This is a genomic window from Ralstonia sp. 24A2, assembly GCF_051783885.1.
Lineage (GTDB): Bacteria > Pseudomonadota > Gammaproteobacteria > Burkholderiales > Burkholderiaceae > Ralstonia.
Genome location: NZ_JBPVZD010000002.1, coordinates 2,525,154 through 2,550,684, shown reverse-complemented (window position 1 = coordinate 2,550,684; position 25,531 = coordinate 2,525,154). Strand labels below are relative to the sequence as shown.

25 protein-coding genes and 2 tRNA genes are annotated in these 25,531 nt (G+C 62.6%); 16 read left to right on the top strand and 11 right to left on the bottom strand.

Features of this window, described 5'->3' with window-relative positions; translation table 11 throughout:
- Positions 1-58: 58 nt before the first annotated feature.
- The 3 genes from aceF to lpdA all read left to right on the top strand — a co-directional run bounded on the left by aceF (position 59) and on the right by lpdA (position 4,201).
- A complete protein-coding gene (gene aceF / locus ACS13N_RS16755) occupies positions 59-1,708 on the top strand; it encodes a dihydrolipoyllysine-residue acetyltransferase (protein WP_438932677.1) in 1,650 nt (549 codons plus the stop codon).
- A gap of 78 nt (positions 1,709-1,786) precedes the next feature.
- Positions 1,787-2,359, top strand: a complete 573-nt coding sequence (locus ACS13N_RS16750) for an MFS transporter (RefSeq protein WP_048932532.1) — start codon at positions 1,787-1,789, stop codon at positions 2,357-2,359.
- A 57-nt stretch (positions 2,360-2,416) separates the two neighbouring features.
- Entirely contained in the window at positions 2,417-4,201 is a 1,785-nt protein-coding gene (gene lpdA / locus ACS13N_RS16745; RefSeq protein ID WP_438932676.1) for a dihydrolipoyl dehydrogenase, read from the top strand.
- Between the two features lie 99 nt (positions 4,202-4,300).
- Here the strand turns inward: lpdA and ACS13N_RS16740 are convergent, their stop codons facing one another.
- Together ACS13N_RS16740 and ACS13N_RS16735 are read right to left on the bottom strand one after the other, a co-directional pair.
- A complete protein-coding gene (locus ACS13N_RS16740; protein WP_438932675.1) occupies positions 4,301-4,861 on the bottom strand; it encodes a hypothetical protein in 561 nt (186 codons plus the stop codon).
- A gap of 328 nt (positions 4,862-5,189) precedes the next feature.
- Complete coding sequence (locus ACS13N_RS16735) at positions 5,190-5,768, bottom strand: phasin family protein (RefSeq protein ID WP_021194645.1); 579 nt, start codon at positions 5,766-5,768, stop codon at positions 5,190-5,192.
- A 402-nt stretch (positions 5,769-6,170) separates the two neighbouring features.
- Between ACS13N_RS16735 and ACS13N_RS16730 the strand changes: the two genes are divergently transcribed.
- The 5 genes from ACS13N_RS16730 to pbpG all read left to right on the top strand — a co-directional run bounded on the left by ACS13N_RS16730 (position 6,171) and on the right by pbpG (position 10,911).
- Positions 6,171-7,133, top strand: a complete 963-nt coding sequence (locus tag ACS13N_RS16730) for a histone deacetylase family protein (protein ID WP_438932674.1) — start codon at positions 6,171-6,173, stop codon at positions 7,131-7,133.
- Complete coding sequence (locus tag ACS13N_RS16725; protein ID WP_438932673.1) at positions 7,130-8,047, top strand: DMT family transporter; 918 nt, start codon at positions 7,130-7,132, stop codon at positions 8,045-8,047. The genes ACS13N_RS16730 and ACS13N_RS16725 overlap by 4 nt, the downstream gene beginning before the upstream one ends.
- Before the next feature lie 59 nt (positions 8,048-8,106).
- The gene (locus ACS13N_RS16720) at positions 8,107-8,550 is read left to right on the top strand and encodes an acyl-CoA thioesterase (protein WP_438932672.1); all 444 of its coding nucleotides are present in this window, start codon (positions 8,107-8,109) and stop codon (positions 8,548-8,550) included.
- 15 nt (positions 8,551-8,565) lie between these two features.
- Positions 8,566-9,273, top strand: coding sequence for a nitroreductase (locus ACS13N_RS16715; RefSeq protein ID WP_438932671.1), 708 nt, complete (start codon positions 8,566-8,568; stop codon positions 9,271-9,273).
- Positions 9,274-9,717: 444 nt separating this feature from the next.
- Complete coding sequence (gene pbpG, locus ACS13N_RS16710; protein WP_438932670.1) at positions 9,718-10,911, top strand: D-alanyl-D-alanine endopeptidase; 1,194 nt, start codon at positions 9,718-9,720, stop codon at positions 10,909-10,911.
- 70 nt (positions 10,912-10,981) lie between these two features.
- Here the strand turns inward: pbpG and ACS13N_RS16705 are convergent, their stop codons facing one another.
- Positions 10,982-11,779, bottom strand: coding sequence for an IclR family transcriptional regulator (locus tag ACS13N_RS16705; protein ID WP_039597466.1), 798 nt, complete (start codon positions 11,777-11,779; stop codon positions 10,982-10,984).
- 241 nt (positions 11,780-12,020) lie between these two features.
- On the opposite strand from ACS13N_RS16705, the gene ACS13N_RS16700 reads away from it, so the two are divergent.
- The 5 genes from ACS13N_RS16700 to ACS13N_RS16680 all read left to right on the top strand — a co-directional run bounded on the left by ACS13N_RS16700 (position 12,021) and on the right by ACS13N_RS16680 (position 15,028).
- A complete protein-coding gene (locus ACS13N_RS16700; RefSeq protein WP_438932669.1) occupies positions 12,021-12,746 on the top strand; it encodes a (Fe-S)-binding protein in 726 nt (241 codons plus the stop codon).
- Positions 12,747-12,774: 28 nt separating this feature from the next.
- Positions 12,775-14,184, top strand: coding sequence for a LutB/LldF family L-lactate oxidation iron-sulfur protein (locus ACS13N_RS16695; protein WP_438932668.1), 1,410 nt, complete (start codon positions 12,775-12,777; stop codon positions 14,182-14,184).
- Positions 14,181-14,462, top strand: coding sequence for a hypothetical protein (locus ACS13N_RS16690; RefSeq protein ID WP_438932667.1), 282 nt, complete (start codon positions 14,181-14,183; stop codon positions 14,460-14,462). Before ACS13N_RS16695 ends, ACS13N_RS16690 begins: the two co-directional genes overlap by 4 nt.
- A gap of 69 nt (positions 14,463-14,531) precedes the next feature.
- Positions 14,532-14,846, top strand: a complete 315-nt coding sequence (locus ACS13N_RS16685; RefSeq protein WP_438932666.1) for a TM2 domain-containing protein — start codon at positions 14,532-14,534, stop codon at positions 14,844-14,846.
- A gap of 14 nt (positions 14,847-14,860) precedes the next feature.
- Positions 14,861-15,028: a hypothetical protein gene (locus ACS13N_RS16680; RefSeq protein WP_438932665.1), complete on the top strand. Its 168-nt coding sequence runs from the start codon at positions 14,861-14,863 to the stop codon at positions 15,026-15,028.
- A 219-nt stretch (positions 15,029-15,247) separates the two neighbouring features.
- Here the strand turns inward: ACS13N_RS16680 and ACS13N_RS16675 are convergent, their stop codons facing one another.
- The 5 genes from ACS13N_RS16675 to ACS13N_RS16655 form a co-directional block, all read right to left on the bottom strand.
- Entirely contained in the window at positions 15,248-16,018 is a 771-nt protein-coding gene (locus ACS13N_RS16675) for an arginyltransferase (protein ID WP_438932664.1), read from the bottom strand.
- A complete protein-coding gene (gene aat, locus ACS13N_RS16670) occupies positions 16,005-16,751 on the bottom strand; it encodes a leucyl/phenylalanyl-tRNA--protein transferase (protein ID WP_438932663.1) in 747 nt (248 codons plus the stop codon). The genes ACS13N_RS16675 and aat overlap by 14 nt, the downstream gene beginning before the upstream one ends.
- A 25-nt stretch (positions 16,752-16,776) precedes the next feature.
- Positions 16,777-17,364 carry an NUDIX hydrolase gene (locus ACS13N_RS16665; protein WP_438932662.1) on the bottom strand — a complete coding sequence of 196 codons (588 nt, stop codon included), beginning with the start codon at positions 17,362-17,364 and terminating at the stop codon, positions 16,777-16,779.
- A gap of 196 nt (positions 17,365-17,560) precedes the next feature.
- Positions 17,561-17,637, bottom strand: a tRNA-Met gene (locus ACS13N_RS16660).
- Between the two features lie 28 nt (positions 17,638-17,665).
- Positions 17,666-17,742, bottom strand: a tRNA-Met gene (locus ACS13N_RS16655).
- 233 nt (positions 17,743-17,975) lie between these two features.
- Here ACS13N_RS16655 and ACS13N_RS16650 point away from each other — a divergent pair.
- On the top strand, positions 17,976-19,010 hold the full coding sequence (locus ACS13N_RS16650; protein ID WP_438932661.1) for a quinone-dependent dihydroorotate dehydrogenase: 1,035 nt from the start codon (positions 17,976-17,978) through the stop codon (positions 19,008-19,010).
- A gap of 7 nt (positions 19,011-19,017) precedes the next feature.
- Here the strand turns inward: ACS13N_RS16650 and ACS13N_RS16645 are convergent, their stop codons facing one another.
- Positions 19,018-19,257 (bottom strand): hypothetical protein, encoded by a 240-nt coding sequence (locus ACS13N_RS16645; protein WP_438932660.1) that lies wholly within the window; start codon positions 19,255-19,257, stop codon positions 19,018-19,020.
- A gap of 393 nt (positions 19,258-19,650) precedes the next feature.
- Between ACS13N_RS16645 and ACS13N_RS16640 the strand changes: the two genes are divergently transcribed.
- Positions 19,651-21,555: a potassium transporter Kup gene (locus tag ACS13N_RS16640; protein WP_438932659.1), complete on the top strand. Its 1,905-nt coding sequence runs from the start codon at positions 19,651-19,653 to the stop codon at positions 21,553-21,555.
- 77 nt (positions 21,556-21,632) lie between these two features.
- Here the strand turns inward: ACS13N_RS16640 and ACS13N_RS16635 are convergent, their stop codons facing one another.
- Both ACS13N_RS16635 and ACS13N_RS16630 read right to left on the bottom strand, forming a co-directional pair.
- Positions 21,633-22,091: a hypothetical protein gene (locus ACS13N_RS16635; protein ID WP_438932658.1), complete on the bottom strand. Its 459-nt coding sequence runs from the start codon at positions 22,089-22,091 to the stop codon at positions 21,633-21,635.
- 200 nt (positions 22,092-22,291) lie between these two features.
- Complete coding sequence (locus ACS13N_RS16630; RefSeq protein ID WP_438932657.1) at positions 22,292-24,640, bottom strand: Tex family protein; 2,349 nt, start codon at positions 24,638-24,640, stop codon at positions 22,292-22,294.
- A 119-nt stretch (positions 24,641-24,759) separates the two neighbouring features.
- On the opposite strand from ACS13N_RS16630, the gene ACS13N_RS16625 reads away from it, so the two are divergent.
- The gene (locus ACS13N_RS16625) at positions 24,760-25,503 is read left to right on the top strand and encodes a hypothetical protein (protein ID WP_438932656.1); all 744 of its coding nucleotides are present in this window, start codon (positions 24,760-24,762) and stop codon (positions 25,501-25,503) included.
- Positions 25,504-25,531 lie beyond the last annotated feature (28 nt).

The window sequence follows — 25,531 nt, the reverse complement described above, 5'->3', positions numbered from 1 at the left end:
GGAGCAGTTTGTGCCCACGCCGGACGCACCCGCCGCCAGACCCTCTGGAGACAGAAGAATGAGTCAAGTCGTAGAAATCAAGGTGCCGGACATCGGCGACTACAAAGACGTCCCGGTGATCGAAGTGCTGGTCAAGGCGGGCGATACCGTCAATGCCGAGGATTCGCTGGTCACGCTGGAGTCGGACAAGGCGACGATGGACGTGCCGTCGCCCAAGAGCGGCGTCGTCAAGGAAGTGAAGATCAAGGTGGGTGACACCGTGTCGGAAGGCTCGCTGGTGCTGCTGCTCGAAGAGCAGGGCGCTGCGGCTGCTGCCGCTCCGGCTCCGGCCGCTGCAGCGCCGGCACCCGCACCGGCTGCACAAGCTCCGGCTCCCGCGCCGGCAGCAGCTGGTGGCGGCACGGTGGAAGTGAAGGTCCCGGACATCGGCGACTACACCGACGTGCCCGTCATCGAGATCAGCGTGAAGGTGGGCGACAAGGTGGAAGCCGAGCAGTCGCTGATTACGCTCGAATCGGACAAGGCCACGATGGATGTGCCGTCGCCGGCTGCAGGTATCGTCAAGGAAATCCGCGTGAAGGTCGGCGATGCCGTGTCGCAAGGCACGCTGATCGTCGTGCTGGAAGGCGCTGGCGGTGCTGCCGCTGCGCCGGCACCCGCACAAGCTCCGGCGCCTGCACCGGCTGCCGCTGCACCGAGCCCGGCACCTGCCGCGGCCCCCGCCGCCGCTTCGGCGGCAGCACCTGCCACGTACACCGCTGACACGGTCGGCACGGTGGGCAAGGCTGCCCACGCCAGCCCGTCAGTGCGCAAGTACGCCCGTGACCTGGGCGTGAACGTCAACCTCGTCGGCGGTACGGGCCCGAAGAACCGCATTACGCAGGAAGACGTGCAGCGCTACGTCAAGGGCGTGATGTCAGGCCAGGCCGCAGCGCCGGGCAAGGCTGCTGCAGGCGCCCCGGCTGGCGGCGGCGAGCTGAACCTGCTGCCGTGGCCGAAGGTGGACTTCACCAAGTTCGGTCCGGTCGATCCGAAGCCGCTGTCGCGCATCAAGAAGATCTCGGGCGCGAACCTGCATCGCAACTGGGTCATGATCCCGCATGTCACGAACAACGACGAAGCGGACATCACCGAGCTCGAAGCCCTGCGCGTGACGCTGAACAAGGAAAACGAAAAGGCCGGCGTGAAGTTCACGATGCTGGCATTCGTGATCAAGGCCGTGGTCGGCGCACTGAAGAAGTTCCCGACCTTCAACGCCAGCCTGGACGGCGACAACCTGGTCTTCAAGCAGTACTTCCACATCGGCTTCGCGGCTGATACGCCCAATGGGCTGGTGGTGCCGGTGATCCGCGATGCGGACAAGAAGGGTCTGGTCGATATCGCCAAGGAAATGGCTGAGTTGTCGAAGGCTGCGCGTGACGGCAAGCTCAAGCCGGACCAGATGCAGGGCGGCTGCTTCTCGATCTCGTCACTGGGCGGCATCGGCGGTACGAACTTCACGCCGATCATCAATGCGCCGGAAGTGGCCATCCTGGGTCTGTCGCGCGGTTATCAGAAGCCCGTTTGGGACGGCAAGCAGTTCGTGCCGCGTCTGACGCTGCCGCTGTCGCTGTCGTACGATCACCGCGTGATCGACGGCGCGGAAGCTGCTCGCTTCAACGCGTATCTGGCCAGCGTGCTGGCGGACTTCCGCCGCGTCAGCCTGTAAGCCTGTACGGGCACGGCACGCATCTGGCTTCGAGCCTGAGCGTGCCGGCCCGGTCGGCTGACTTTTGGCGAGGACGACATGACAACGTGCGTGGTAGTCAAGAAAGACGGCGAGGTGGCAATCGCAGCCGATTCTCTGGTGACGTTTGGTGATACGCGCTTGGCGCGCGGCTACGAGCAGAACCAGAAAATCTTCCAGGTGGGCGATTCGCTGATCGCGCTGGCGGGTACGACGGCTCACTTTCCGGTCATGCGCAGTCTGCTGACGGGATTGGCAGATGAGTGCCGACTGGGCACGCGCGACGACGTCTTCCGGACCTTCCTCAAGGTGCACGAAAAGCTCAAGGATGAGTATTTCGTCAACACCAAGGAAGATGACGACGACCCTTATGAGTCGTCGCAGATCACCTGCCTGATCGCCAACGCAACCGGCATCTACGGCGTCTATTCGTACCGCGAGGTGTTCTCGTTCGACCGTTTCTGGGGCATTGGCTCGGGGCGCAATTTCGCGCTGGGGGCGATGTCGGCGGTGTTCGATATGCCCGGCAAGACGGCGGCGGATGTCGCGCAGGTGGGCGTGTCCGCGGGCGTGGAGTTCGACAAGAGTTCCGGCGGCCCGATCGAAGTGCACACAGTACGTCTGCAGGATTGAAAGCGTCGGCGGCCGAGGCGAGTGCCTGCAGCCGACGACAAGAACAAGGAGTCAGGAATGAGCGTGGTGGAAATCAAGGTGCCGGATATCGGCGACTACAAAGACGTGGACGTCATTGAAGTGATGGTGAAGGCGGGCGATGCCGTCACCGTCGATCAGGCGCTGATCACGCTGGAAACCGACAAGGCCACCATGGATGTGCCGTCGGATGTGGCCGGCAAGATTGTCGAAGTCAAGATCAAGGTGGGCGACAAGGTCAGCCAAGGCACGGTGATTGCCACGGCGGAAGCTGGTGCAGCCGCTGCGGCTCCCGCGCCTGCGCAAGCCCCGGCTCCGGCCGCCGCACCTGCTGCCGCTCCGGCAGCATCGACCCCCGCACCGCAAGCGGCCAAGCACGCTGGTGGCGCCGATATCGAATGCGACATGCTCGTCCTGGGCTCCGGCCCCGGCGGTTACTCGGCCGCGTTCCGCAGCGCGGATCTGGGCATGAACACCGTGCTGGTCGAGCGCTTCTCCACGCTGGGCGGTGTCTGCCTGAACGTGGGTTGCATCCCGTCGAAGGCGCTGCTGCATACCGCCGCCGTGATGGAAGAAGTCAAGGCGATGGCCGCACACGGCATCGTCTACAGCGAGCCGAAGGTTGATATCAACCAACTGCGCAAGCACAAGGAATCCGTGATCGGCAAGCTGACCGGCGGCCTGGCCGGCATGGCCAAGGCACGCAAGGTGCAGGTCGTGCGCGGCGTCGGTACGTTCCTGGATCCGAACCATCTGGAAGTCCAGCTCACCGATGGCGCCGGCAAGGCGACCACCGGCGAGAAGAAGGTCATCCGCTTCGCCAAGGCGATCATCGCGGCGGGCAGCGAATCGGTGAAGCTGCCGTTCATTCCGGAAGATCCGCGCATCGTCGATTCGACCGGCGCGCTGGAGCTGCGCGAGGTGCCGGCCAAGATGCTGGTCATCGGCGGCGGCATCATCGGTCTGGAAATGGCCACGGTGTACAGCACGCTGGGCGCACGCATCGACGTGGTGGAAATGCTCGACAGCCTGATGAATGGCGCCGACCGCGACCTCGTCAAGGTGTGGGACAAGATGAACAAGGGCCGTTTCGACAAGGTCATGCTCAAGACCAAGACGGTGGGTGTCGAAGCCAAGCCTGACGGTATCTACGTCAAGTTCGAAGGCGAGGCCGCACCGGCCGAGCCGCAGCGCTACGACATGGTGCTGGTGGCCGTGGGCCGTAGCCCGAACGGCAAGCGTATCGGCGCCGAGAAGGCCGGCGTGGCCGTGACCGACCGCGGCTTCATCGACGTGGACAAGCAGCAGCGCACGAATGTGTCGCACATCTACGCGATCGGCGACATCGTCGGTCAGCCGATGCTGGCGCACAAGGCCGTGCACGAAGGTCACGTGGCGGCAGAAGCCGCACACGGTGAGAAGGCGTACTTCGATGCCAAGCAGATTCCGTCGGTGGCCTTTACCGATCCGGAAGTGGCCTGGGCCGGCCTGACCGAAGACCAGTGCAAGGCGCAGGGCATCAAGTACGGCAAGGGCGTGTTCCCGTGGGCCGCTTCGGGCCGCGCGATCGCCAACGGCCGAGACGAGGGCTTCACCAAGGTCATCTTCGATGAGGAAACGCATCGCATCATCGGCGGTGGCATTGTCGGCACGCATGCGGGCGACCTCATCAGCGAGATTTGCCTGGCCATCGAGATGGGCGCTGACGCCGTGGATATCGGCAAGACCATCCACCCGCACCCGACGCTGGGTGAATCGGTGGGCATGGCGGCCGAGATCTATGAAGGCGTTTGCACGGATGTGCCGCCGGCTCGCAAGCGATGAAATGCAATTAACCGACAGATTTTCAGATAAACCCTGAAAACTGGCTGGCAATGAAGAGGGCCGCTCAACCGAGCGGCCCTTTTTTACTGCTCTGCTGCCTCAGTGGCGAGGTTGAGCAGGGCGACGGTTCCGGCGCAGCAGGCGCAACGCAGCGGTCAGTCGGCGCCAAGCCAAGCGTACCAGCCCGCGTCGATGGGTTCGCCAAATGCTGACGCGTGCCTGCAGCGCTTGCCAGGTTGGGCTGGCGCGCAAGGCGGTAACCATGCGCTGCTTCCAGGCCAGGAAGGCGGCTTCCCAACGTGCATACCAGCCGATCGTATGCAACTGCGGCCGAACCACCATGTAGATGCGGGCACCGAGCGCCGTGCTGACAGCCTTTGCCAATATCAGCACCAGCGTCCCGGCGATAAATTTGCCACGCGCGAGCACGTAGACGGCAGCCAGCTTAAACGGCAGCAACGCCAGCATTGGCAGGACGAACGCGCAGAGGGCTTCGATCGGCTCAAGCGCGGCCAAGCGCCGTTCTGCCGCCTGCACCCATGGGTGTGTTGCCAGCCGGGCAGTAACCCACAGCATGGCGTTCCAGATCCATTCTTCAAACAGCAGGATGAGTGCGGCCAGGAAGATCAGGCTACGTTTGGCCAGGGATTCGCGGGACATCGGCGTGGGGCTGGGGCGGCAATCCGCAATATAGGATGGAGCACCGGTTGCTCACAAAGTTCGCAGTTTGAAGCGCCGTGACGGTTTGTGCGCACACAAAAAACCCGGCCGAAGCCGGGTCAAAGGTACCCACTGATCACCACTGAGGACAGGTTTTCTCTGGCGGTACCGAGGAGACAATCCAACGAACACAGTGGAATTGACTGCCGGGCGTGCGTTTCGGTTCCGCGCAAATGCACGCAAACGACGCGTTTGGAAGATTGGTTCGATGGCCCAAACAAAACGGGCCTCCCGAAGGAGGCCCGCTTGAGCAGAAAACTAAGACCGATTAGGCAGCGGTCGTGGTCTTCTTGCTGGTGGCAGCGCGCGCTTGAGCCGAAGCCTGGGCGGTTGCCTTGCTGGCAGCGTTGGCAGCAGCGTGGAAGTTGCTTTCAGCCAGTTCCACAGCCTGCTTGGTGGCCTTTTGCACCGAGTCGTACGCGTTGTTGGCAGCCGACAGTGCCGACTTCACCAGGGCAACAGCCGATTCCGAACCAGCCGGAGCGTTCTTCGACACGTTGTCGACCAGCGCTTGCAGCTTGCGGCTGTTTTCAGCGATTTGCGATTCAGCAGCCTTGCTGAATTCGGTTTGCGTGTCCGAAGCGATTTCGTACAGGTGACGGCTGTAAGCCAGAACCTTTTCGGCCAGCGGCTGAACGGCAGCGGTTTGTACCGACAGCAGTTCTTGCGCGTCTTTGGCGGTCAGGGCCTTCTTAGCGTGCTCGACGTTTTCGGCCAGGGTAGCCTTGACGACTTGCAGGTTCAGCTCGACCAGTTTCTCGACGCCTTCAAATGCCTTGTTGGTCAGGCCAAAGAAGGTTTCCAGGTTGGCCTTGTGCGCCGCAGCGATCTGTTCCTGAGTCAGCATGTTGTCTCTCCAATGCAAGGTGGACGGGGAATCAAATTCAAAATTTAGATCGCCCAGATGTACAAAGCATGACGGTCTGCGTCGGGCCTTCCAGGCGACATCGCGATGGCTTAGGGATGGTGCATCGCAACAATTCCATTGTTGTTGAACGTCAAACCAGTGTCAAGCAGCTTTTGTGCATCGCACAAAAATCAGAATCGGCTGATTTTTCGTGCACAGGAATTGCGCGACAAACCGTTTGGCATAACTTTTTGTGGCAGAAGAATGCGCATTTGTGGTGCGCGACGAAGTTGCTCCCGTGTCTCTGGCGGCAATTCCGTCTCAAAAAACATACTGTCGCAGCCTAGGTTAGGATGCGTCCGTTCGCCAATTCTGTTGCGCTGCAATTACTTGTGATCTCTCATGCGGGCGTTCTACACCGATCATTTTGTGCTGCCGCTGCCTCCCGGCCACCGGTTTCCGATGCGTAAATACAGTGAGCTGCGCGAGCGGGTGCTGACGGAAGTGCCGGGGTTGGATATGCGTGAAGCTCCACGCGCCGACGATCAGGCCTTGCTGCTGGCCCATGTGCCCGATTATGTCGAGGCGGTGAGCGCCGGCCAGCTTGATCCGGCGCGTCAGCGCGAAATCGGTTTCCCGTGGTCGCCTGAGATGGTGGAGCGTAGTCGCCGATCCGCAGGCGCCACCATGGCAGCGTGTGAAGCCGCCATGGCAGACGGCATTGCCGTCAACTTGGCAGGCGGCACGCATCACGCTTATGCGGACAAGGGCGCGGGCTTTTGTGTCTTCAACGACGCAGCCATCGCTTCGCGTTGGATGCAGCGTCAGCCGGGCAGGACGCCCGCCGAATTTCCCGTCGCCATCGTTGATCTGGACGTACACCAAGGCAACGGCACCGCGTCGATCCTGCGTGACGATGCCTCGGTGTTCACGCTGTCGGTACACGGTGAGAAGAACTACCCGTTCCGCAAGGAAGCGTCCGACCTAGACGTTGGCCTGCATGACGGCTGCGGCGATCATGACTATCTGGAAGCGCTGACCGGCGCGCTCGACATCCTGGCGGGGCATTTCAAGCCGCGCCTGATCATCTATCTGGCCGGCGCCGATCCGCACGAAGGTGATCGCCTGGGCAGGCTCAAATTGACGATGGCCGGGCTGGCCGCACGCGACCGGCAGGTATTCGATTTTGCGTACCAGCGACGGATTCCCATTGCCGTTACCATGGCGGGCGGCTACGGCAACAATATCGAAGACACCGTGGCTGTCCACGCGCAGACCATTGCGCTGGCCGCCCGGCATGCACAACGTTGGGCGGCTCGCGACGAGGCTGCCGCCGCAAGGATCTCTCTTCCGCTTTCCGCATGACCCAAGCGTATTCCGCCACGCCTGCGCTGGCCCGCGATTCCCTGTTCGTGGCCGCGATGCCGTGGCTGTTCGTGTTGATCTGGAGCACGGGCTTTATCGTGGCCAAGTACGGGATGCCGTACGCCGAGCCGATCACGTTCCTCTTCCTGCGTTTTGTGGGGGTGTTGGCGTGCCTACTGCCCCTTGTGTTGCTGGCGCGCGTGCCGCTGCCGCGTCGCGCGGGCACGCATGACGTCGACTGGGCAATCATCGGCCACCTCGCTGTGGCGGGGGTGTTGATGCAGTGGGGCTATCTGGCCGGCGTGTGGGCGGCCGTCAAGCTGGGGATGCCAGCGGGCATGACGGCGCTGATTGTCGGCATGCAGCCGATCCTCACGGCGTTGTACGTATCCATGCGTGGTGAGCGTGTAACGGGGCGCCAGTGGCTGGGCCTGCTGTGCGGTATCACCGGGGTGGGGCTGGTGGTCGCGAACAAGCTGCATCTGGCCGGCGTGGGCGTGACGACGCTGGCGCTGTGCGTGGGCGCGCTCCTGTCGATCACGATCGGCACGTTGTATCAGAAGCGCCATTGCCCGGTGTTTGATCTGCGCATGGGGGCATGCATTCAGTTCGGCGCGTCGGCGTTGCTGTGTCTGCCGTTCATGCTCCTGTTCGAGACGCGCGAGGTGCACTGGACAGCGCAGATGATCGGCTCGCTGGTGTGGTCGGTGCTGGCGCTGTCCATCGGTGCAATCTCGCTGCTGTTCGTGCTGATCCGCAGGGGTGCGGCGACCAAGGTGACGTCTTTGCTGTACCTGACGCCGCCAACGACTGCGGTGATGGCCTGGGCGCTCTTCGGCGAGCGCTTTCCGCCGCTGGCCGCGTTGGGCATGGTGATCGCCGCGTGCGGTGTGGCGTTGGTGATCCGCAAGTGACCGCTTGAAAGCGGCTGGCGTATCCTCGTAGTTTTCCAATCTCCCGAGTGCACACCAGCATGAGCACGCCCCGACAGACGCGCGACGACTACCGCCACTTCCACACCATCACCACGCGCTGGATGGACAACGACGTCTACGGTCACGTCAACAACGTCGTCTACTACAGCTACTTCGATACGGTGGTGAATGCCTACCTGATCGAGCAGGGCGTGCTGAACCCCGAGCGCAGCGACACCATCGGCCTCGTCATCGAAACGCAGTGCAACTACTTCGCGCCGCTGTCGTTCCCCGACCCGGTGGTCGCCGGCCTGCGCGTTGCGCGCCTGGGCAATACCAGCGTGCGTTATGAGGTGGGACTGTTTCGTGGAGATGCGCATGAGGTTGCGGCGCAAGGGCATTTCGTGCACGTCTACGTGGATCGTGAGACGCGTCGCCCAGTATTGTTGCCGGATGCGTTGCGCGCCGTGCTGGAACCGTTGGCCGCCAACGTCACTGCCTGAGTGATCCGCCTCGCCATGAACGATCGACGCCCCAACTCCGCCGAGGTCGATCTTGTCGACCAAGCCATCACTTCGCGCCGCTCGATTCGCGCGTTCCTGCCCAAACCTGTCGCGCGTGAAGATATCGAAGCGATTCTGGATGTGGCACGCCGCGCGCCGTCGGGCAGCAATACGCAGCCATGGAAGGTCTACGTGCTGACGGGCGAGTCGAAGGCGCGTCTGTCGGAATCCGTGTTGGCGGCGTTCGATCATCCGGAAGTCGATACGCTGCACCGCGAGGAGTATCCGTACTACCCGCGCACATGGGTCGATCCGTATCAAAGCCGCCGCCGCAAGGTGGGCTGGGATCTCTATGGCTTGCTCGGTATCGGCCGCGCAGAGAAGGCGCGCATGCACGCGCAGCACGCGCGCAATTTCCGTTTCTTCGATGCGCCGATCGGCCTCATCTTCAGCATCGATCGCGTGATGGAGCAGGGCAGCTGGCTCGACTACGGGATGTTCCTTGAGGCCGTGATGGTGGCGGCGCGCGCACGCGGTATCGACACGTGTCCGCAAGCGGCTTTCACGCAATTCCATCGCATCATCAAAGCGCACCTGGCGTTGCCTGATGAGGAAATGGTCGTGTGCGGTATGTCGATGGGGTATGCAGACCGGTCTGCCATCGAAAACACGCTCGTCACCGAGCGTGCACCTGTCTCCGCCTTCACTCGGTTCTTCGACTGACGTCGTTATCACGCATCGATTCGCGCACATCTTCGTGCAAGGGGCGAATAGAGGCCAAAAAGTCGTTGAATTATGTCAACAGATTTGGTCGATGCGTCGTTAGACTTTCATCATGCAGTCGGCGTGTGAGCGCGGGCGCATTGTGAGGAAGTGTTGGGCGACGTTGTAAACCGTGATTGTCACCATTCGGGTGGGAATTCGAGCGGGATGAAGTGCTCTCTCCAGGGCCTTCGCAATACGTTTTGACGCGATACTCAGAAAGTGCCCTATGCGCAACTTTCTTCGCAAATTGTGGCCTGCTTTGGCAGGGAATTGCGTCGAAATGATGTCTGAATGATAAGGCTCCAGAGGTCAAACTTTAAGGCTGTGAGCTAAGTCCTTCATCTTGCTAAGAATTTTGTTTTTGCCTACACTTGCGCCATCTCACGCGCGGGTGATCGAATCATGTCACGGTCTGTTTCCTCATTTTTCCGACGTCTCGGCCTAGCTTCGCTGATGACCGTCGCGCTCGCCGCCGTTTCCGTCGCCTCTGTGGCCCACGCTGCCACCGCCGACAAAAAGCCCGCCGCCAGCAAGAAAGCCAAATCCAAAGGCAAGACTGTCGCCAGCAAGAAAGCCAGCGCCAAGGTCGCGGCAGCCAGCAGCGATGACGCTGCCGCCACCAAAGTCCGCAAGGTCGTGACCGTCAAGGGCAAGCGCCGCGTGATCGTGGTTGAGCGTGGTGCTCGCCCGGTGCGTGCTTCCTTTGTGCCGGCCAGCCCGACGCTGGGCGAAGCGATGGGCCTGCGTTCCACGCCGGATGCGCTGGCGCTGCGTTCGTCGGTCGCGCTGGTGATGGATCAGAACACCGGTGAAGTCCTGTTCCAGAAGAATTCGGCCGCTGTGCTGCCGATCGCCTCGATCACCAAGCTGATGACCGCGCTGGTCGTGACCGAAGCGCACCAACCGATGGACGAGTTGCTTGAGATCACCGATGACGATCGCGATTACGAGCGCAACACCGGCTCGCGTTTGCGCTTCGGCACGATGCTCACGCGTGAAGATCTGCTGCTGCTGGCGCTGATGTCGTCGGAGAACCGCGCTGCCTCGGCGCTGGGCCGCAGCTATCCGGGTGGCCGCCCGGCATTCGTGGCCGCCATGAACCGCAAGGCGCATGAACTGGGCATGAACGACACGCACTATGTCGATTCGAATGGCCTGTCGAGCAGCAATGTTTCCAGCGCACAGGATCTCGCCAAGATCGTGATCGCGGCTTACAAGGTGCCGACCATCCGCCAGTTCACGACCACGACCGAGCACACCGTCAATGCGAACGGCCGCACGCTGCACTACGTGAATACCAACCGTCTGGTGCGTGGCGGCGAGTGGGACATCGGCCTGCAGAAGACTGGCTTCATCAACGAAGCAGGCCGCTGCCTGGTGATGCAGGCCAATGTGCATGGCCGCAATGTGGTGATGGTGTTCCTGGATTCGGCCGGCAACCTGACGCGCTTTGCAGATGCTACGCGTGTGCGCAACTGGCTGGAGCGCAATCCGCATGTCGAGGCAGCTACGCAAGCTGCTGCACCGCTGCGCAATATTCCGGTGTCGACCCAACAACCGGCAACGGTGCTGGCTTCGGAGCAGCACGGCGCCTGAGTCGCAGTCTGATCCTCCCAACAAAAAAGCGCGTTCGATGACGCGCTTTTTTGTTGGGTAAAACCGGCGCTCATTCCGCGCGCACCGGTTCCTCGTCGTACGTGTAGCCCATGCCCTTCGAGATCTGCAGGGCGGTGTCCTTGAGGTTGTCGAGCCAGCTGTCCTGCAGGCGGTCTGCCGGTGCGGACAGCGACAGGCCTGCCACCAGCCGGCGTGAGTCGTCATAGATGCCGGCAGCGATACAGCGCACGCCGAGTTCCAACTCTTCGTTGTCACGTGCGTAGCCGTTGGTGCGTACCCAGTTCAGTTCACGCTCAAGCTTGGGCAGATCGGTGATCGACGTGCGGGTGTGGCCCGACAGGCCTGTGCGCGTGGCATAGGCACGCACGCGGCCGATCTCATCCGCGGCCAGGAACAGCTTGCCGACCGACGTCAGGTGCAGTGGCGCACGGCCACCGATGGCGCGCACGACTTGCATGCCCGAGCGTTCGGAATACGCACGCTCGATATAGACGATCTCATCGCCCTGGCGCACGGAGAGGTTGACGGTCTGGCCAGTCAGGCGGTGCAGCGCGCGCATGGGCGTCAGCGCAGCCTCGCGTACCGATAGGCGTGCCTTGACTAGGTTGCCGAGCTCCAGCAGGCGCATACCGAGGCGATAGCTGCCGGGGTCGGAGCGATCGACAAAGCGGCAAGCGACCATGTCGTTCAGGATGCGGTGGGCGGTGGACGGGTGCAGGCCGGTGCTGGCGGACAGCGCCTTCAGACTGACCGGGTCGGCATGCTCGGCCAGTGCGTCAAGCAACATCATCATACGTTCGATGACCTGGATGGACGTCTTGCCGGGGTCCTTGTCTGCTTCTGCCATGGGTGCAGGGATGGGGTGCGAATGCGATGCAAAATTTTATCCCACGATGTGAAAATACGCACCATCCTGATACGTGATTCCGAGTATTTTCGAGGGCATTCTCGGTGGCTCTAGCGTTGTGCTTGCGAGGGCATCGTGAAGCGCACTCACGAGCGGCATGAAGAAGTTCACTGCCTGAAAACCCGCGCTGGCTGGGCGTCGGGCGCATAATGACGGCTTCCGAGAACACACGAGACTCCCCATGCGCGTAGGCCTGTTCGTCACTTGCCTGGTCGATCTGATGCGGCCCGACATCGGTTTTTCGGTGCTCAAGCTGCTGGAGAAAGCCGGTTACGACGTGGTGGTGCCGCCCGCGCAGACCTGCTGCGGCCAGCCGGCCTATAACTCAGGCGATCGCCCGCTGGCGCGCGATCTGGCCGAAAAAACGCTCAAGGAATTCGAGCAATTCGACTACGTGGTCATCCCGTCCGGCTCGTGCGGCGGCATGATCCGCAAGGGTTATGCCGATCTCTTTCGCGATGATCCGGAGCTTGCCGGCCGTTACGAGCGCCTGGCCCCCCGCGTGCACGAGCTGACCGATTTCCTTGTCAACGTCGCGCGTATCGAATCGCTCGATTCCGAGTTCAAGGGCCACGTGACGTATCACGATTCCTGCTCGGGCCTGCGCGAACTGGGTGTGAAGACGCAGCCGCGCGAGCTGCTCGGAAAACTACCCGGTGTGCAACTGACCGAGATGCCGGCGTGCGAGGCGTGTTGCGGCTTTGGCGGCACGTTCTCGATCAAGTACGGGGATATTTCCACCGCCATTGCTGACGAGAAGTGCGCCAACATTAAGGCCAGCGGCGCTGACGCCGTGGTGCTCGGTGATGTGGGTTGCATGCTCAACATCGAAGGCCGTCTGCGCCGCACCGGTGACACGAAAACGCGCGTGCTGCATATCGCACAGGTCCTGGCCGGCGACGCCTGAGCTACGAACACGACGGAGACGCAATCGCATGCAAGTCCGCAGCATGGAATTCAAGGCGCGCGCCGGGCAGAAGCTCGCCGATAAGCGCCTGCAGCAGAATCTCACCAAGCTTTCGACGAAGTTCGTCACCGCGCGCGCAGCGGCCATCCAGGAAATCGATTTCCCGGCCACCCGTGAAGCGTTGAAAGAACGCCGCAATCGCGCGCTCGAGAACCTCGACGTGTGGCTCGCCACGTTCGAAGCAGAGGCCACGCGCCGCGGCGCCAAGGTGCTCTTTGCCGAGACGACGGCCGATGCCGCACGCCTGGTCGCCGAGATCGCCCGCAAGCACGAGGTCAAGAAGGTCATCAAGAGCAAGTCGATGGTGACCGAAGAGATGCGCCTGAACCAGGTGCTCGGCGAGATGGGCGTGCAGAGCATCGAGACCGATCTGGGCGAATACATCCTCCAGATCAACGACAGCGAGCCACCGTCGCACATCATCGCGCCGGTGGTGCACAAGGATAAGGAAGAGATCGCCGATCTCTTTGCCAAGACGCACAACAAGCCGCGCCTGACCGACATTCCGGAGATGACCCGCGAGGCGCGTGAAGTGCTGCGACCCGAGTTCCTGTCGGCCGACATGGGCGTGACGGGCGGCAACTTCATCATTGCCGAGACGGGCTCGGTGGCCGTTGTCACCAACGAAGGTAACGAAGGCATGTGCACGATCATGCCGCGCGTGCATGTCGCCGTGACGGGCATCGAGAAGGTGCTGCCGACGCTTGAAGACCTTGCGACCGTCATGCGCCTGCTGCCGCGCTCGGCCACGGGGCAGGCCATCTCGAACTACTTTTCGCTGCTGACGGGCCCGCGTGCACCCGGCGAGAAAGACGGCCCCGAGCACATGTATTTCGTGATCGTCGATGGCGGGCGCAGCGGCCTGATCGGCGGTGAGTTCCAGGAGATGCTGCGCTGTATCCGGTGCGGCGCATGTATGAACCATTGCCCGGTCTACCAGAAGATCGGCGGCCATGCGTATGGCTGGGTGTATCCGGGGCCGATGGGCAGCGTGTTGACGCCGAGCTACGTTGGCTTGTCGAATGCGCTGGATCTGCCGCAGGCCGCCACGCTGTGCGGTGAGTGCAATCGCGTCTGCCCGGCATCGATTCCGCTGTCGGACCTGCTGCGCACGTTGCGCGAGAAGCAGATGGAGCGCGAACTGCGCCCGCAGTCCGAGCGTCTTGGTCTGCGCATGTGGGGCTTCATGGCGCGGCGCCCGGCGCTGTATTCGGCGGGTACGTGGGTTGCGGCGCGCGTGCTGCGCTGGATGGGCGGCGACAAGAAACTGATTCATTCGCTGCCGGTCGGCAAAGGCTGGACCGATACGCGAGACATGCCGGCCCCCGCTGGCAAAACCTTCCGTGAGCTGTACCGCGAAAAGAGAGCACGCGCATGACCGCTACTGAATCCCTGCAAACGTTGCGTGACGCGCTGGACCGTCACGTGCAATCGCCCGACCTGCCACGCCTGCTCAAGCATTGGCGTGATGAGGCCGTGCTTGCACCGCTGGCCATGTTGCCGCCTGCGTACGATCAGGTGCGCCGTTCGCTGTTGCAACGGCTGGACATGGCCGTCTCCTTTGGCGAGGAGAGCTGCTCGTTCTCGCCCGCTTCGCTGTTCGCCGAGATGCGCCTGTGGGTCGACAAGGCCGAGGCCAAGCTCGCCAGCATGTAATCGATACGCGACATGGAACGCGGGGGCGGCGCTGCTGTCTGACCGGAAACCCTCACGTTTGCCGACCCCATGAACGAAACTGCCCGCGAAATCATGCTGTACGACGCCCAGAAGAAGACTGCGGGCGTCGCATACCTCTGGTGGTTCCTGCTGGGCTTTCTGGGGGCGCATCGCTTCTATGTGAAGCGACCGGGTAGCGGCATCGCGCAGGCGCTTGCCAATATTGGCGGGACCTGGCTGGCGTTTCGCGATATGAGCAATACGGCCGGCTGGGTGCTGGCCGTCATCGGCGGACTGTGGGTGCTGGTGGACGTATTCCTGATCCCAGGGATGGTCCGCGCATACAACACGGTGTTGGCCGAGCGGCTTACGGCCACGCCTTGAGAGGAACTGACGCTATGAACCGAATGATTGGATGGAAGCGTGCCGTGCTGTGGGCGACAGGGTTGGTTTGTGTTGGTGCCGCGCTGGCCGGATGCTCGACCTCGCGCGAGCAATACAGCCAGAGCTCCAACATCAGCGCATACGGCGTGATAGATGCCGGGATCGAGCGGACTTCGCGGTAAGGCTCATTTGGCAGCGCCTGAACTCGGCGGCGCGGGATAGAACTTGCAGGGCTCAGTCTGCCCCAGTGAGCATGTGGAGCCGACACAGCCGGCCGCCGATGCTGCCAGCATTGCACAGGCGATATAGCGCGTTAGAAGACGCATATGTTCATCTATGACGAGAAAGCGTCTTTATAGCAACCCGCTAGCCGATCAGCTATAGCATTGCGCCGCAGCTTGTCAGTCTGGCTGAGTATTGACTGAGGCCGCGTCCTCAAACCGCCGCCACTCCCCATTGACCAGCAGCTCCAGCGGCTGGAACAAGGCCTTGTAGGCCATCTTGCGGCTCTGTTCGATCCAGTAGCCGAGGTAGACATAGGGCAGATCCAGCGCCTGCGCCTGGGCGATCTGCCAGAGCACGTTGTACGTTCCGTAGCTCGCCTTGGGCTCCATCGGATCGTAGAAGGTGTAGACGGACGACAGGCCGTCTTCCAGTACGTCAATCATGCTCACCATACGCAGCTTGCCCGCCGATGGCGATTCGGGCGGCTCGCGAAACTCCACCAGACGTGAATTCACCCGGCTTTGCAGCAGGAACTGCTCGTATTGGTCGCGGCTGTCGTGGTCCATGCCGCCGCCTGCGTGGCGGACGGATTGGTACAGCAGGTAGAGCTGGTAGTGCTCTTCGACATAGGTGAGCGGGGCGACCAACGCCTCGAGCGACTGATGGCGCTCTGCCGCGCGACGTTGCGTGCGCGAAGGCGAAAACTGATCGACCACGACGCGACAGGGCGTGCACGCATGGCAGTCGTCACAGTGGGGGCGATACGTGAAGATGCCGCTGCGCCGAAATCCGGCGCGCACGAGCTTCGAGTAGACGTCCGCGTTGATCAGGTGCGCCGGCGTGGCGACCTGTGAGCGCGCCAAGCGGCCATCCAGATAGCTGCATGCGTAAGGCGCGGTGGCATAGAACTGCAATGCCGAGAGAGGAAGTTCCTTAAGCTTGCTCATTGCGCACGGTCCATCGACGAAGCACGGATTTGTCGAAGTGCCACGGAACGATGGCCGGCGCGTTGGCCGTTTCCCGCACATGCGCGAGAAACGCTGCGCGCGGCACCGGGGCTCCTCCCAGTGACGCCAGATGTTCAGTCTCCTGCTGGCAGTCTATCATCGCGACGCCCTGGCCGCCGAGAAAGGCGCAGAGCGCCGCCAGCGCGATTTTCGAGGCGTCAGTGCGGTGGGCGAACATGGATTCACCGTAGAACATGCGGCCCAACGCCACGCCATACAGGCCGCCGACGCGCTTGCCGGCATACCAGGTTTCAACGCTATGGGCATAGCCGCGGCGGTGCAGGGCGGTGTAAGCCTGGATCACGTCTTCGGTGATCCACGTGCCGTGCTGGCCAGGGCGTGCGGTAGTAGCACAGTCGACCATGGTTTCGCGGAAAGCGTGGTCGATGCGAACCTCCCAGGCCGGATTGTCGAGCACGCGGCGCAGCGTCTTGCGGAAGGTGACCGATACGCGGAAGTCTTCCGGGCGCAGCACCATGCGTGGGTCGGTACTCCACCAGAGCACGGGCTGGCCCTGCGCGTACCACGGGAAGATGCCTTGCCGATACGCAATCAGCAGTCGCTGCGGCGAAAGGTCTGCGCTAGCCGCGAGTAACCCGGGCGCTTCAGATTCAGGCCCGAGCGCGCGATCGACCGGCGGAAAGGGATCGTGCGGATCCAGCCAGGCGATCATGATGCGGGAAAATTTTGGGGCTGGATTACGACGTCGTGGCCGGCGTGTCGACCGTGGTCGAGCGCATCGGCTTGTAGATGTCCAGCGTGTGGAGGCGGAAGCTGCCGTCGGTCAGTTTGCCTGCAGCGCGGTCGGCGAAGAAGCAGCGCAGCGTGTGGATGACGGTCGGGAAGGCGAGGTCGTCCCAGGGGATGTCGGCTTCATTGAACAGCGCAACTTCCAGGCTTTCCTCGCCTGGCGCGAAATCGAGATCGCTCAGCTTGGCCAAGTAAAACAGGTGGACCTGGTGCACGTGCGGCACGTTCAGCACCGAATACAGTTCGCCGATCTCAATGCGGGCGCCGGCTTCTTCCTGCGTTTCACGTTCGGCGGCCTGTGCGGTCGTCTCGCCAATCTCCATGAAGCCTGCGGGCAGGGTCCAGAAACCGTAACGCGGTTCAATGGCGCGCTTGCAGAGCAAGACCTGATCGTTCCATACGGGCACGGTGCCGACCACGTTGCGCGGATTCACATAGTGAATCGTATTGCAGTGATCGCAAACGTCGCGCAGTCGGTTGTCGCCGGAGGGGATGCGCGAGACGACTGGCTGGCCGCAGTTGGAACAGAATTTCATGGGGACCATGAGCACTCAGGCAGGTGGAATATCTCAGTGTATCACCGAGGTGATGCGGCCCCGTGTGGGGCGGGGTATCGACTGAGTTGCGGACTGTAGCGGCGCGCAGAAAAGCAAAAAGCCCGCTAGTGCGGGCTTTGCTAGAGTGTTTCTTATTCGGCCCAGGTTTTAGAGCGAGCCGTTCGACTTTTGTCGTTGGTTGCGGGGGCAGGATTTGAACCTGCGACCTTCGGGTTATGAGCCCGACGAGCTGCCAGACTGCTCCACCCCGCGTCCGTAAAAAACACGTTCGACTTCTGGCTGGTTGCGGGGGCAGGATTTGAACCTGCGACCTTCGGGTTATGAGCCCGACGAGCTGCCAGACTGCTCCACCCCGCGTCCGTCGAAGAACGAGACTATATCGAAATCCCTGCGGCGACGCAACATCTTTCTCGTGCAATCGGCATCTTGGTGGTGCGTGATGCTCATGCGACGTGCCTGCAATGTCAATCCGCACTTGGTACTTAGACTCATCGAACATCGTGGTGTTCGAATGCGGCGCACACGATGCATGGCAGTGCGTCCGCCACGTTTACAATGCGGCCTTTCGCGTTCTTCTCCTGACTCTGACCGTGCTCAACGCCCTGTACCCGCTTGCCCGCCCGCTGCTGTTTTCGATGGACCCCGAAGACGCGCACCACTTTACGTTGAACCAGCTCAAGCGGGCGCATGCGATGGGATTCTCCAGTTGCATTGGCGCGCGCATTGCGCCGCAACCTCGCACGGTGATGGGTGTGACGTTTCCGAATCCAGTTGGGCTGGCTGCTGGCCTAGACAAGGACGGTGCTTATATTGATGCGCTTGGCGCGCTCGGCTTCGGCTTCATCGAGGTCGGTACGGTTACGCCGCGTGCGCAGCCGGGCAACCCGCGCCCTCGCATGTTCCGCTTGCCGGCTGCGAACGCACTGATCAACCGCATGGGTTTCAATAACGGCGGCGTCGATGCGTTCATCAATAACGTGAAGGCATCGAAGTGGCGTGAGGCAGGTGGCGTGCTCGGCCTGAACATCGGCAAGAACGCCGATACGCCGATCGAACGCGCTGTCGACGATTACCTGCACTGCTTGGAGCGCGTGTACCCGCACGCCAGCTACGTGACGGTGAACATCTCATCGCCGAACACGAAGAACTTGCGTCAACTCCAGGGCGCAAGCGAACTGGACAGCCTGCTGGGCACCCTGCGCGATGCGCAAAACCGCCTAGCCGATCAACACAAGCGCTATGTGCCGGTGGCACTGAAGATCGCGCCGGACCTTGATGACGATCAGATCGCCAACGTGGCCGATGCGCTGCTGCGCCACAAGATGGATGGCGTGATCGCTACCAATACGACGATTCGCCGCGAAGCCGTGGCCGGCCTGGCTCATGCGGAGGAGGCGGGTGGCCTGTCGGGCCAGCCGGTGCGTGAAGGTTCGACGCGAGTGATTCGCGCGCTGCGTGGTTTGCTGGGTGACGCCGTGCCGATCATCGGCGTGGGCGGCATCCTGGCGGGTGAGCACGCGCGCGAGAAGATCGACGCGGGTGCGCAGCTCGTGCAGCTCTATACCGGTTTGATCTATCGCGGCCCGTCGCTGGTGGCGGAGTGTGCCCGCGCGCTGGCGCGTTGAGCCCCGGCTAACGCCGAGTGACGTAAATGACGATGGCGCTGATGGCCACCACAGCCGCCGCCACGTCGTACGGGCCGGTGTAGTCCGCCCACACCGCTGCGTCGAGCCGCGGCGTGAATGCCGGCTGCGTCCAGGGCAGGATTACGCGCGGAATGGCGAATAGCACCACAGCCACGACCAGCAACACAATCAGTGCGGCCAGCGAAGTCTGCATGCGTCCCCAGATGCGGATGGATGAATAGGGCAAGGCCCGACCTTGTTCGGAGATTGCCGTGCAGCCATCGGAGCGACCGGCAAAGAAGTTTGCAATTCTGCTTTGTCGGTAATTCTCCTACAAAATACTGTCGGCCGCTGTCCTACGTTTGGCTATGTGCAGTACAGCATGCCTGACCCGGCAACAAGGTGCATGGCACATGGCTTTGCGCCGGTTTTCGTTGCAAATATCAAACGACTGTTTGCTGAAGTGACTCGACGTAATTGCCCTTGAAACGTCAATAGCAAGGGGGATTTGTCCTGATGCTGCGCGGCAACGATTGCCCGCTTGAGGGGTTGGCGTGAGAAGGGCGCGGAGTACAATCCGCCCTCATTGTGCATTGCACTATTTTTTGAGCGGCCAGCGGTTCGGCCGATTTCCAAGCTCATGAGTCAAGCTCTTACAGCAGCAGGGGCCCCCCCCAAGACCAACGTAAACCTGCGCGCCATGGTGATCGGTGCCGTGGGGGTGGTGTTCGGCGACATCGGGACCAGCCCGCTGTACTCGCTCAAAGAAGCGTTCAATCCGGAGCACGGCATTCCGTTTTCGAACGCCGCGGTGTTCGGCATCATCTCGATGCTGTTCTGGGCGATGGTGATCGTGGTGTCGCTCAAGTACGTGCTGTTCGTCATGCGCGCCGACAACAACGGCGAAGGCGGCATCCTCGCGCTGATGGCGCTGTCGCTACGCACGGCCAATCCGAATTCCAAACGCATGTCGCTGCTGATGATGCTCGGCGTCTTCGGGGCCTGCATGTTCTACGGCGATGCGGTGATCACGCCGGCCATTTCGGTGCTCTCGGCCATGGAAGGCCTGGAGATCGCTGCGCCCGCGCTGTCGCCGTTCGTGCTGCCAATCACGCTGGTGATCCTGACGGCGCTGTTCCTGATCCAGCGCAGCGGCACCTCGGTGGTTGGCAAGCTGTTCGGGCCGGTGATGCTGTTGTGGTTTGCCGCGCTGGCCGCGCTGGGCATGATGAACCTGGTGAAGGCACCGCAGATTCTGGCGGCCGTCAACCCGATGTATGCGATTTCGTTCCTGCATGACCACGCGCTGCAGGCGTTCATCGTGCTGGGCTCCGTGTTTCTGGTGCTGACCGGCGCCGAGGCGCTGTACGCCGACATGGGCCACTTTGGCGCGCGCCCGATCCGTTGGGGGTGGTTCTTTATCGTGGCGCCGAGCCTGCTGCTGAACTACTTCGGCCAGGGCGCCATGATGCTGACCGATCCGAGCACGATCGAGAACCCGTTCTACCGCTCCGTCCCCGAAGCCCTGCAATTGCCAATGGTGGTGCTGGCCGCGGCTGCGACCGTCATCGCCTCGCAGGCCGTCATCTCGGGCGCGTTCTCGCTGACCAGTCAGGCGATCCAGCTCGGCTTCGTACCGCGCATGCGTATCCGCTACACGTCGGAAGCGGAGATCGGCCAGATCTACGTGCCGGTGGTGAACTGGATGCTGTTGATCCTGGTGATCGGTGTGGTGCTGGCGTTCAAGAAGTCCGACAACCTGGCCGCAGCCTACGGGATTGCCGTGACGACCACGATGGTCATCACCACGGTGTTGGCGGCGGTGGTGATGCGCAACGTGTGGCGCTGGAATCCGGTGCTGGTGACGCTGGTGAGTCTGGGTTTCCTGGTGGTTGACCTGGCGTTCTTTGCCGCCAACCTGCTGAAGATCCGTGACGGCGGCTGGTTCCCGCTGATGCTGGGTGCTAGTGTGTTCTTCCTGCTGATGACCTGGTACAAGGGCAAGAAGCTGCTGCGTGCGCGCAGCCTGGAAGACGGTATTCCGCTGGAGCCGTTCCTGGCGGGCCTGCTGGCCCATCCACCGCATCGCGTGGAAGGCACGGCTGTGTTCCTGACTGGCAATACCGATTTCGTGCCAGTGTCGCTGCTGCATAACCTGAAGCACAACCGTGTGCTGCACGAGCGCGTGATCTTCATCAGCTTCGTCACGCGCGACATTCCGTATGTGGATGACAAGCGTCGCGTGACCGTGCGTGATCTGGGCAGCGGTATCTACATCGCCCGCGCCGAATACGGCTTCAAGGAAACGCCGGACGTGTACCGCGTGCTTGAGCTCGGCCAACCGCAGATCGGCACGCGCTGCGAACTGATGGATACGTCGTTCTTCATCGCGCGTGAATCGGTGGTGCCGTCCAAGCTGCCGGGCATGTCGATGTGGCGCGAGCGTTTGTTCGCATGGATGCATCAGAACGGCGCCAAGCCTTCGGACTTCTTCCATATCCCCGCCAACCGCGTGGTGGAGCTGGGGACCAAGGTCGAGATCTGACAACCTGCATTGCTGAATGACAAAACGGCCCGTGCGAGAGAGACGCACGGGCCGTTTTGCTTGCAGCGATGCTGGGGTTACATCTTCGACGCAGCGTGATTGCGCTCGCGGATTTCATCCTTGCGCTCGTGCACGTCGTGGTTGCGATCTTTGATGTCGTGGTGCAGATCTTTGCGGTCTTGATGCAGGTCGCGGCGATCGGCGTTGACTTGGCGCTGGTCTTGCGCGCGCTGCTTGTTCCAGTACTCGGCACCCTTGACGTTGCCATTGGCCAGATCGCGGTCTTCGCGGCGTTGGGCCGCATTGCGCTCGGCGCGTTCGTCGGCCAGCGCGGCCTTGTCCTTGCCGATGTCGGCGCGATCGCGGCGGATATCGCGGTTGTCGTGACGGATGTCACGGCTGTCCTGACGGATCTGCTGATTGTCTTGTTGCACTTGCGTGGCCGGCGACACAGGAGCGGGCGGCGTGGTCTGCGCGAAGGCAGCGGTACCAGCAACAGCAAGCAGAACAGCGATCAGGGTGTGGCTCGTCTTCATGGTGTTTCTCCTCGTGGGTGCCAGGCGCGGTGTGTGCCTGTGCCTCCTTAACGGGCCGAAAAGACGTGCCGCCGACGCGCGAGTGTTAGGAAAGTTCCACACAGGTAAGGACTTGTAACGCACTCCGCGCGCCTGGAGATCGGCCAACAAAAACCCGCCGGGTCCGAAGACCGGGCGGGTTCTCGCCAGCGGAATGCGCCTTAGCGCTTGAGCTTGGCGAAGGCTGCTGCCATTGCGCCACCCGCCGGTGCTGTCTCGCGGCGTTGCTGGCCGCCTTGCCGATTGCCGCCGCCGTTCGGGCGATCACCACCGCCGGCGCGCGCAGGCGTCTGGCCCGGTTCGTCCGACAGGCGCATCGTCAGGCCAATGCGGTTGCGCTTCACGTCCACCTCCATCACCTTGACTTTGACGATCTGGCCGGGCTTGACCACCTCGTGCGGGTCGCGCACGAACTTGGTCGACAGCGCCGACACGTGCACCAGACCATCCTGATGCACGCCGATGTCGATAAACGCGCCAAAGGCCGCCACGTTCGTCACCACGCCTTCGAGCACCATGCCGGGCTGCAGGTGCTTGATGTCTTCCACGCCGTCCTGGAACGTGGCCGTCTTGAACTCGGGGCGCGGGTCGCGGCCGGGCTTTTCCAGTTCGGAGAGGATGTCGACCACGGTCGGCAGGCCGAACTTCTCGTCGGTGAAGTCGCGGGCGGTCAGGCCACGCAGTGCTTCACGGTTGCCGAGCACGTCGCCGATGCCCTTCTTGATGCTGTCCAGGATGCGCTTGACCACCGGGTACGCTTCCGGGTGAACAGAGGAGCGGTCGAGCGGGTTGTCGCCATCATTGATGCGCAAGAAGCCGGCGGCCTGCTCGAACGTCTTGTCGCCCAGGCGTGGCACTTTCTTGAGCGCATCGCGGTTGGCAAATGCGCCGTTGGCGTCGCGGTATTCGACGATGTTCTTGGCGAGGATCGAGTTGAGGCCCGACACGCGCGCCAGCAGCGGGGCAGAGGCCGTGTTCACGTCCACGCCAACCGCGTTCACGCAGTCCTCGACGATGGCGTCCAGCGCACGGGCCAGCTCACGCTGGTTCACGTCGTGCTGATACTGGCCGACGCCGATCGACTTCGGGTCGATCTTCACCAGCTCTGCCAGCGGGTCTTGCAGACGGCGGGCAATCGACACCGCGCCGCGCAGCGACACATCCAGCTCTGGGAATTCCTTGGCCGCCAGTTCCGACGCCGAGTACACCGACGCGCCGGCTTCGCTCACCACAATTTTGGTCAGCTTCACTTCGGGCGCGGATTGGGCCAAGAGCTGCATCAGGTCTTGCACAAGCTTGTCGGTCTCGCGGCTGGCGGTGCCGTTGCCGATGGAGACCAGCGCCACGTTGTGCTGCTTGGCCAGACGCGCCATCGTGGCGAGCGAGCCGTTCCAGTCACGGCGCGGTTCGTGCGGATAGATCGTGGCGGTTTCGAGCAGCTTGCCGGTGTGGTCCACCACAGCAATCTTGCAGCCCGTACGGATGCCCGGGTCCACGCCCATCACCGCCTTGGGGCCCGCGGGTGCCGCCAGCAGCAGGTCGTGCAGGTTGCGGCCGAAGATCTTGATGGCTTCGGCTTCGGCCGATTCGCGCAACTGCGTCAGCAACTCGGTCTCGATATGCGGCTGTACCTTGACGCGCCAGCACCAGCGGCAAACGTCCGACAGCCACTTGTCGGCCGCGCGGCCCTTGTTCTCAATGCCGACGTGGCGCGCGATCATGGTTTCGCACGGGTGCGGGCTCATCGCGTCCTGTCCTTCGCCCAGGCCAAGCTTGACGAACAGCACTCCCGCATTACGGCCGCGGAACAGCGCCAACGCGCGGTGCGACGGCACGTTGCGGATGGGCTCGCTGTAGGCGTAGTAGTCGCGGAATTTCTCTTCCTCGGCGGTTTCCTTACCTTCCACCACCGTCGACGAGACCTGGCCCTGGTTCCACAGGTGCTCGCGCACCTTGCCCAGCAGCTCAGCCGTTTCGCCGAATTGCTCGGAGAGGATGTCGCGCGCGCCGTCCAGCGCGGCCTTCACGTCGGGCACGCCGCCGTCGGCGGTCGGGTTGCCGTTGACGAACTTGGCGGCCTCGGCTTGCGGGTCGAGCGTCGGATCAGCCAGCAGCGCCTGCGCCAGCGGCTCCAGGCCGCATTCGCGGGCAATCTGGGCGCGCGTGCGGCGCTTGGGCTTGTAGGGCAGGTAGAGGTCTTCCAGCACCTGCTTGGTCTCGGCGGCCTCGATGGCACCGCGCAGGGCGTCGGTCAGCTTGCCTTGCTCTTCAATGGAGGCCAGGATCGCCGCGCGGCGGTCTTCCAGCTCACGCAGGTACAGCAGGCGCTCTTCCAGGTTGCGCAGTTGCGTGTCGTCCAGGTTGTCCGTCACTTCCTTGCGGTAGCGTGCGATGAAGGGCACGGTGGCGCCTTCGTCCAGCAGTTGTACGGCGGCGGCAACCTGATGCGGCTTGACCGCCAGTTCGACGGCAATGCGGGAGACGATCTTCTGCAACACGGAATCGGTCATTGCTTCCAGAGAGTGCGATGGGAAGCCGCGCATTTTGCCATAAGGCACAATCTGTTCCGGCGCTGATTGCGCGCCCCACGCGACGTTAGCCGCACAAGCGCAGTGATAAAATACACGTTATGCCTACGCTCCTGTTTTCTGCCCATCACCGCGCTGGTGCGCGCTGTGTTTCCCGTCTGGTTCTGCTGCTCGCCGCGCTCGGTGCTGCGCCTGCGTGGAGCCAATCCCAACCGGCAGCCGCATCGACCCCCGCCGTGTCCGCTATGCCGCCGGATTTCGGTGCGGAGCACGACCGCATCAACAGCGCCAAAACGTGGGCCGAATACCGCTATGCGCAGGCCGAGCGCGCTTGCTACGACAAGTTCTTCGTCACGCGCTGCGTCGATCAAGCCAAGGATGTGCGCCGCACGGAGCTCCACATCATCCGCGAGCGCGAACTCGCCCTGGACGAAGCCGAGCGCGCCGACCGCGCCGCACGCCGCGATCAGGATCGCGCCATCCGCGAGGCCCAGTACAACGCCGAGCGCCCGCAGCGTGAAGCCGCTGAACAGAAGAACCGCACCGATTTCCAGAGCAAGCAGGAACAGCAGCGCCTGAACGAAGCGCAGCGTCAGGCTGAAGCTCCGCAGCGTGCAGCCAATGCGCAGGCGAACGCTCAGAAGCAGGCGGAGCACGATGCCAAGCTCAAAGCCGCGCAAGAGCAGGGCGCCGCCAATGCCGCCAAGCGCGCAGAGAACGTCAAGCAGTTCCAGGAAAAGCAGCAAGACGCCGTGCAGCGCCAGAAGGAGCTGGAAGAGCGCCGCGAGCAGACCAAGCGCCGCAACGAGCAAAACAACGGCAACACGAGCCCGCTGGGGTTCTAAACTCTGAAGCGTGGACGGGTGTCCCGGG

Bases quoted from the DNA above. Each gene is read 5' to 3' on its own strand.
- ACS13N_RS16690 (WP_438932667.1), top strand. From the start codon at position 14,181: ATGACCGCTACTGAATCCCTGCAAACGTTGCGTGACGCGCTGGACCGT.
- ACS13N_RS16730 (WP_438932674.1), top strand. From the start codon at position 6,171: ATGCGGGCGTTCTACACCGATCATTTTGTGCTGCCGCTGCCTCCCGGC.
- ACS13N_RS16695 (WP_438932668.1), top strand. From the start codon at position 12,775: ATGCAAGTCCGCAGCATGGAATTCAAGGCGCGCGCCGGGCAGAAGCTC.
- ACS13N_RS16735 (WP_021194645.1), bottom strand. From the start codon at position 5,768: ATGCTGACTCAGGAACAGATCGCTGCGGCGCACAAGGCCAACCTGGAA.
- ACS13N_RS16720 (WP_438932672.1), top strand. From the start codon at position 8,107: ATGAGCACGCCCCGACAGACGCGCGACGACTACCGCCACTTCCACACC.
- ACS13N_RS16625 (WP_438932656.1), top strand. From the start codon at position 24,760: ATGCCTACGCTCCTGTTTTCTGCCCATCACCGCGCTGGTGCGCGCTGT.
- ACS13N_RS16705 (WP_039597466.1), bottom strand. From the start codon at position 11,779: ATGGCAGAAGCAGACAAGGACCCCGGCAAGACGTCCATCCAGGTCATC.
- ACS13N_RS16715 (WP_438932671.1), top strand. From the start codon at position 8,566: ATGAACGATCGACGCCCCAACTCCGCCGAGGTCGATCTTGTCGACCAA.
- ACS13N_RS16725 (WP_438932673.1), top strand. From the start codon at position 7,130: ATGACCCAAGCGTATTCCGCCACGCCTGCGCTGGCCCGCGATTCCCTG.
- ACS13N_RS16700 (WP_438932669.1), top strand. From the start codon at position 12,021: ATGCGCGTAGGCCTGTTCGTCACTTGCCTGGTCGATCTGATGCGGCCC.
- aceF (WP_438932677.1), top strand. From the start codon at position 59: ATGAGTCAAGTCGTAGAAATCAAGGTGCCGGACATCGGCGACTACAAA.
- ACS13N_RS16640 (WP_438932659.1), top strand. From the start codon at position 19,651: ATGAGTCAAGCTCTTACAGCAGCAGGGGCCCCCCCCAAGACCAACGTA.
- ACS13N_RS16680 (WP_438932665.1), top strand. From the start codon at position 14,861: ATGAACCGAATGATTGGATGGAAGCGTGCCGTGCTGTGGGCGACAGGG.
- ACS13N_RS16665 (WP_438932662.1), bottom strand. From the start codon at position 17,364: ATGAAATTCTGTTCCAACTGCGGCCAGCCAGTCGTCTCGCGCATCCCC.
- ACS13N_RS16685 (WP_438932666.1), top strand. From the start codon at position 14,532: ATGAACGAAACTGCCCGCGAAATCATGCTGTACGACGCCCAGAAGAAG.
- ACS13N_RS16675 (WP_438932664.1), bottom strand. From the start codon at position 16,018: ATGAGCAAGCTTAAGGAACTTCCTCTCTCGGCATTGCAGTTCTATGCC.
- lpdA (WP_438932676.1), top strand. From the start codon at position 2,417: ATGAGCGTGGTGGAAATCAAGGTGCCGGATATCGGCGACTACAAAGAC.
- ACS13N_RS16635 (WP_438932658.1), bottom strand. From the start codon at position 22,091: ATGAAGACGAGCCACACCCTGATCGCTGTTCTGCTTGCTGTTGCTGGT.
- ACS13N_RS16740 (WP_438932675.1), bottom strand. From the start codon at position 4,861: ATGTCCCGCGAATCCCTGGCCAAACGTAGCCTGATCTTCCTGGCCGCA.
- aat (WP_438932663.1), bottom strand. From the start codon at position 16,751: ATGATCGCCTGGCTGGATCCGCACGATCCCTTTCCGCCGGTCGATCGC.
- pbpG (WP_438932670.1), top strand. From the start codon at position 9,718: ATGTCACGGTCTGTTTCCTCATTTTTCCGACGTCTCGGCCTAGCTTCG.
- ACS13N_RS16630 (WP_438932657.1), bottom strand. From the start codon at position 24,640: ATGACCGATTCCGTGTTGCAGAAGATCGTCTCCCGCATTGCCGTCGAA.
- ACS13N_RS16750 (WP_048932532.1), top strand. From the start codon at position 1,787: ATGACAACGTGCGTGGTAGTCAAGAAAGACGGCGAGGTGGCAATCGCA.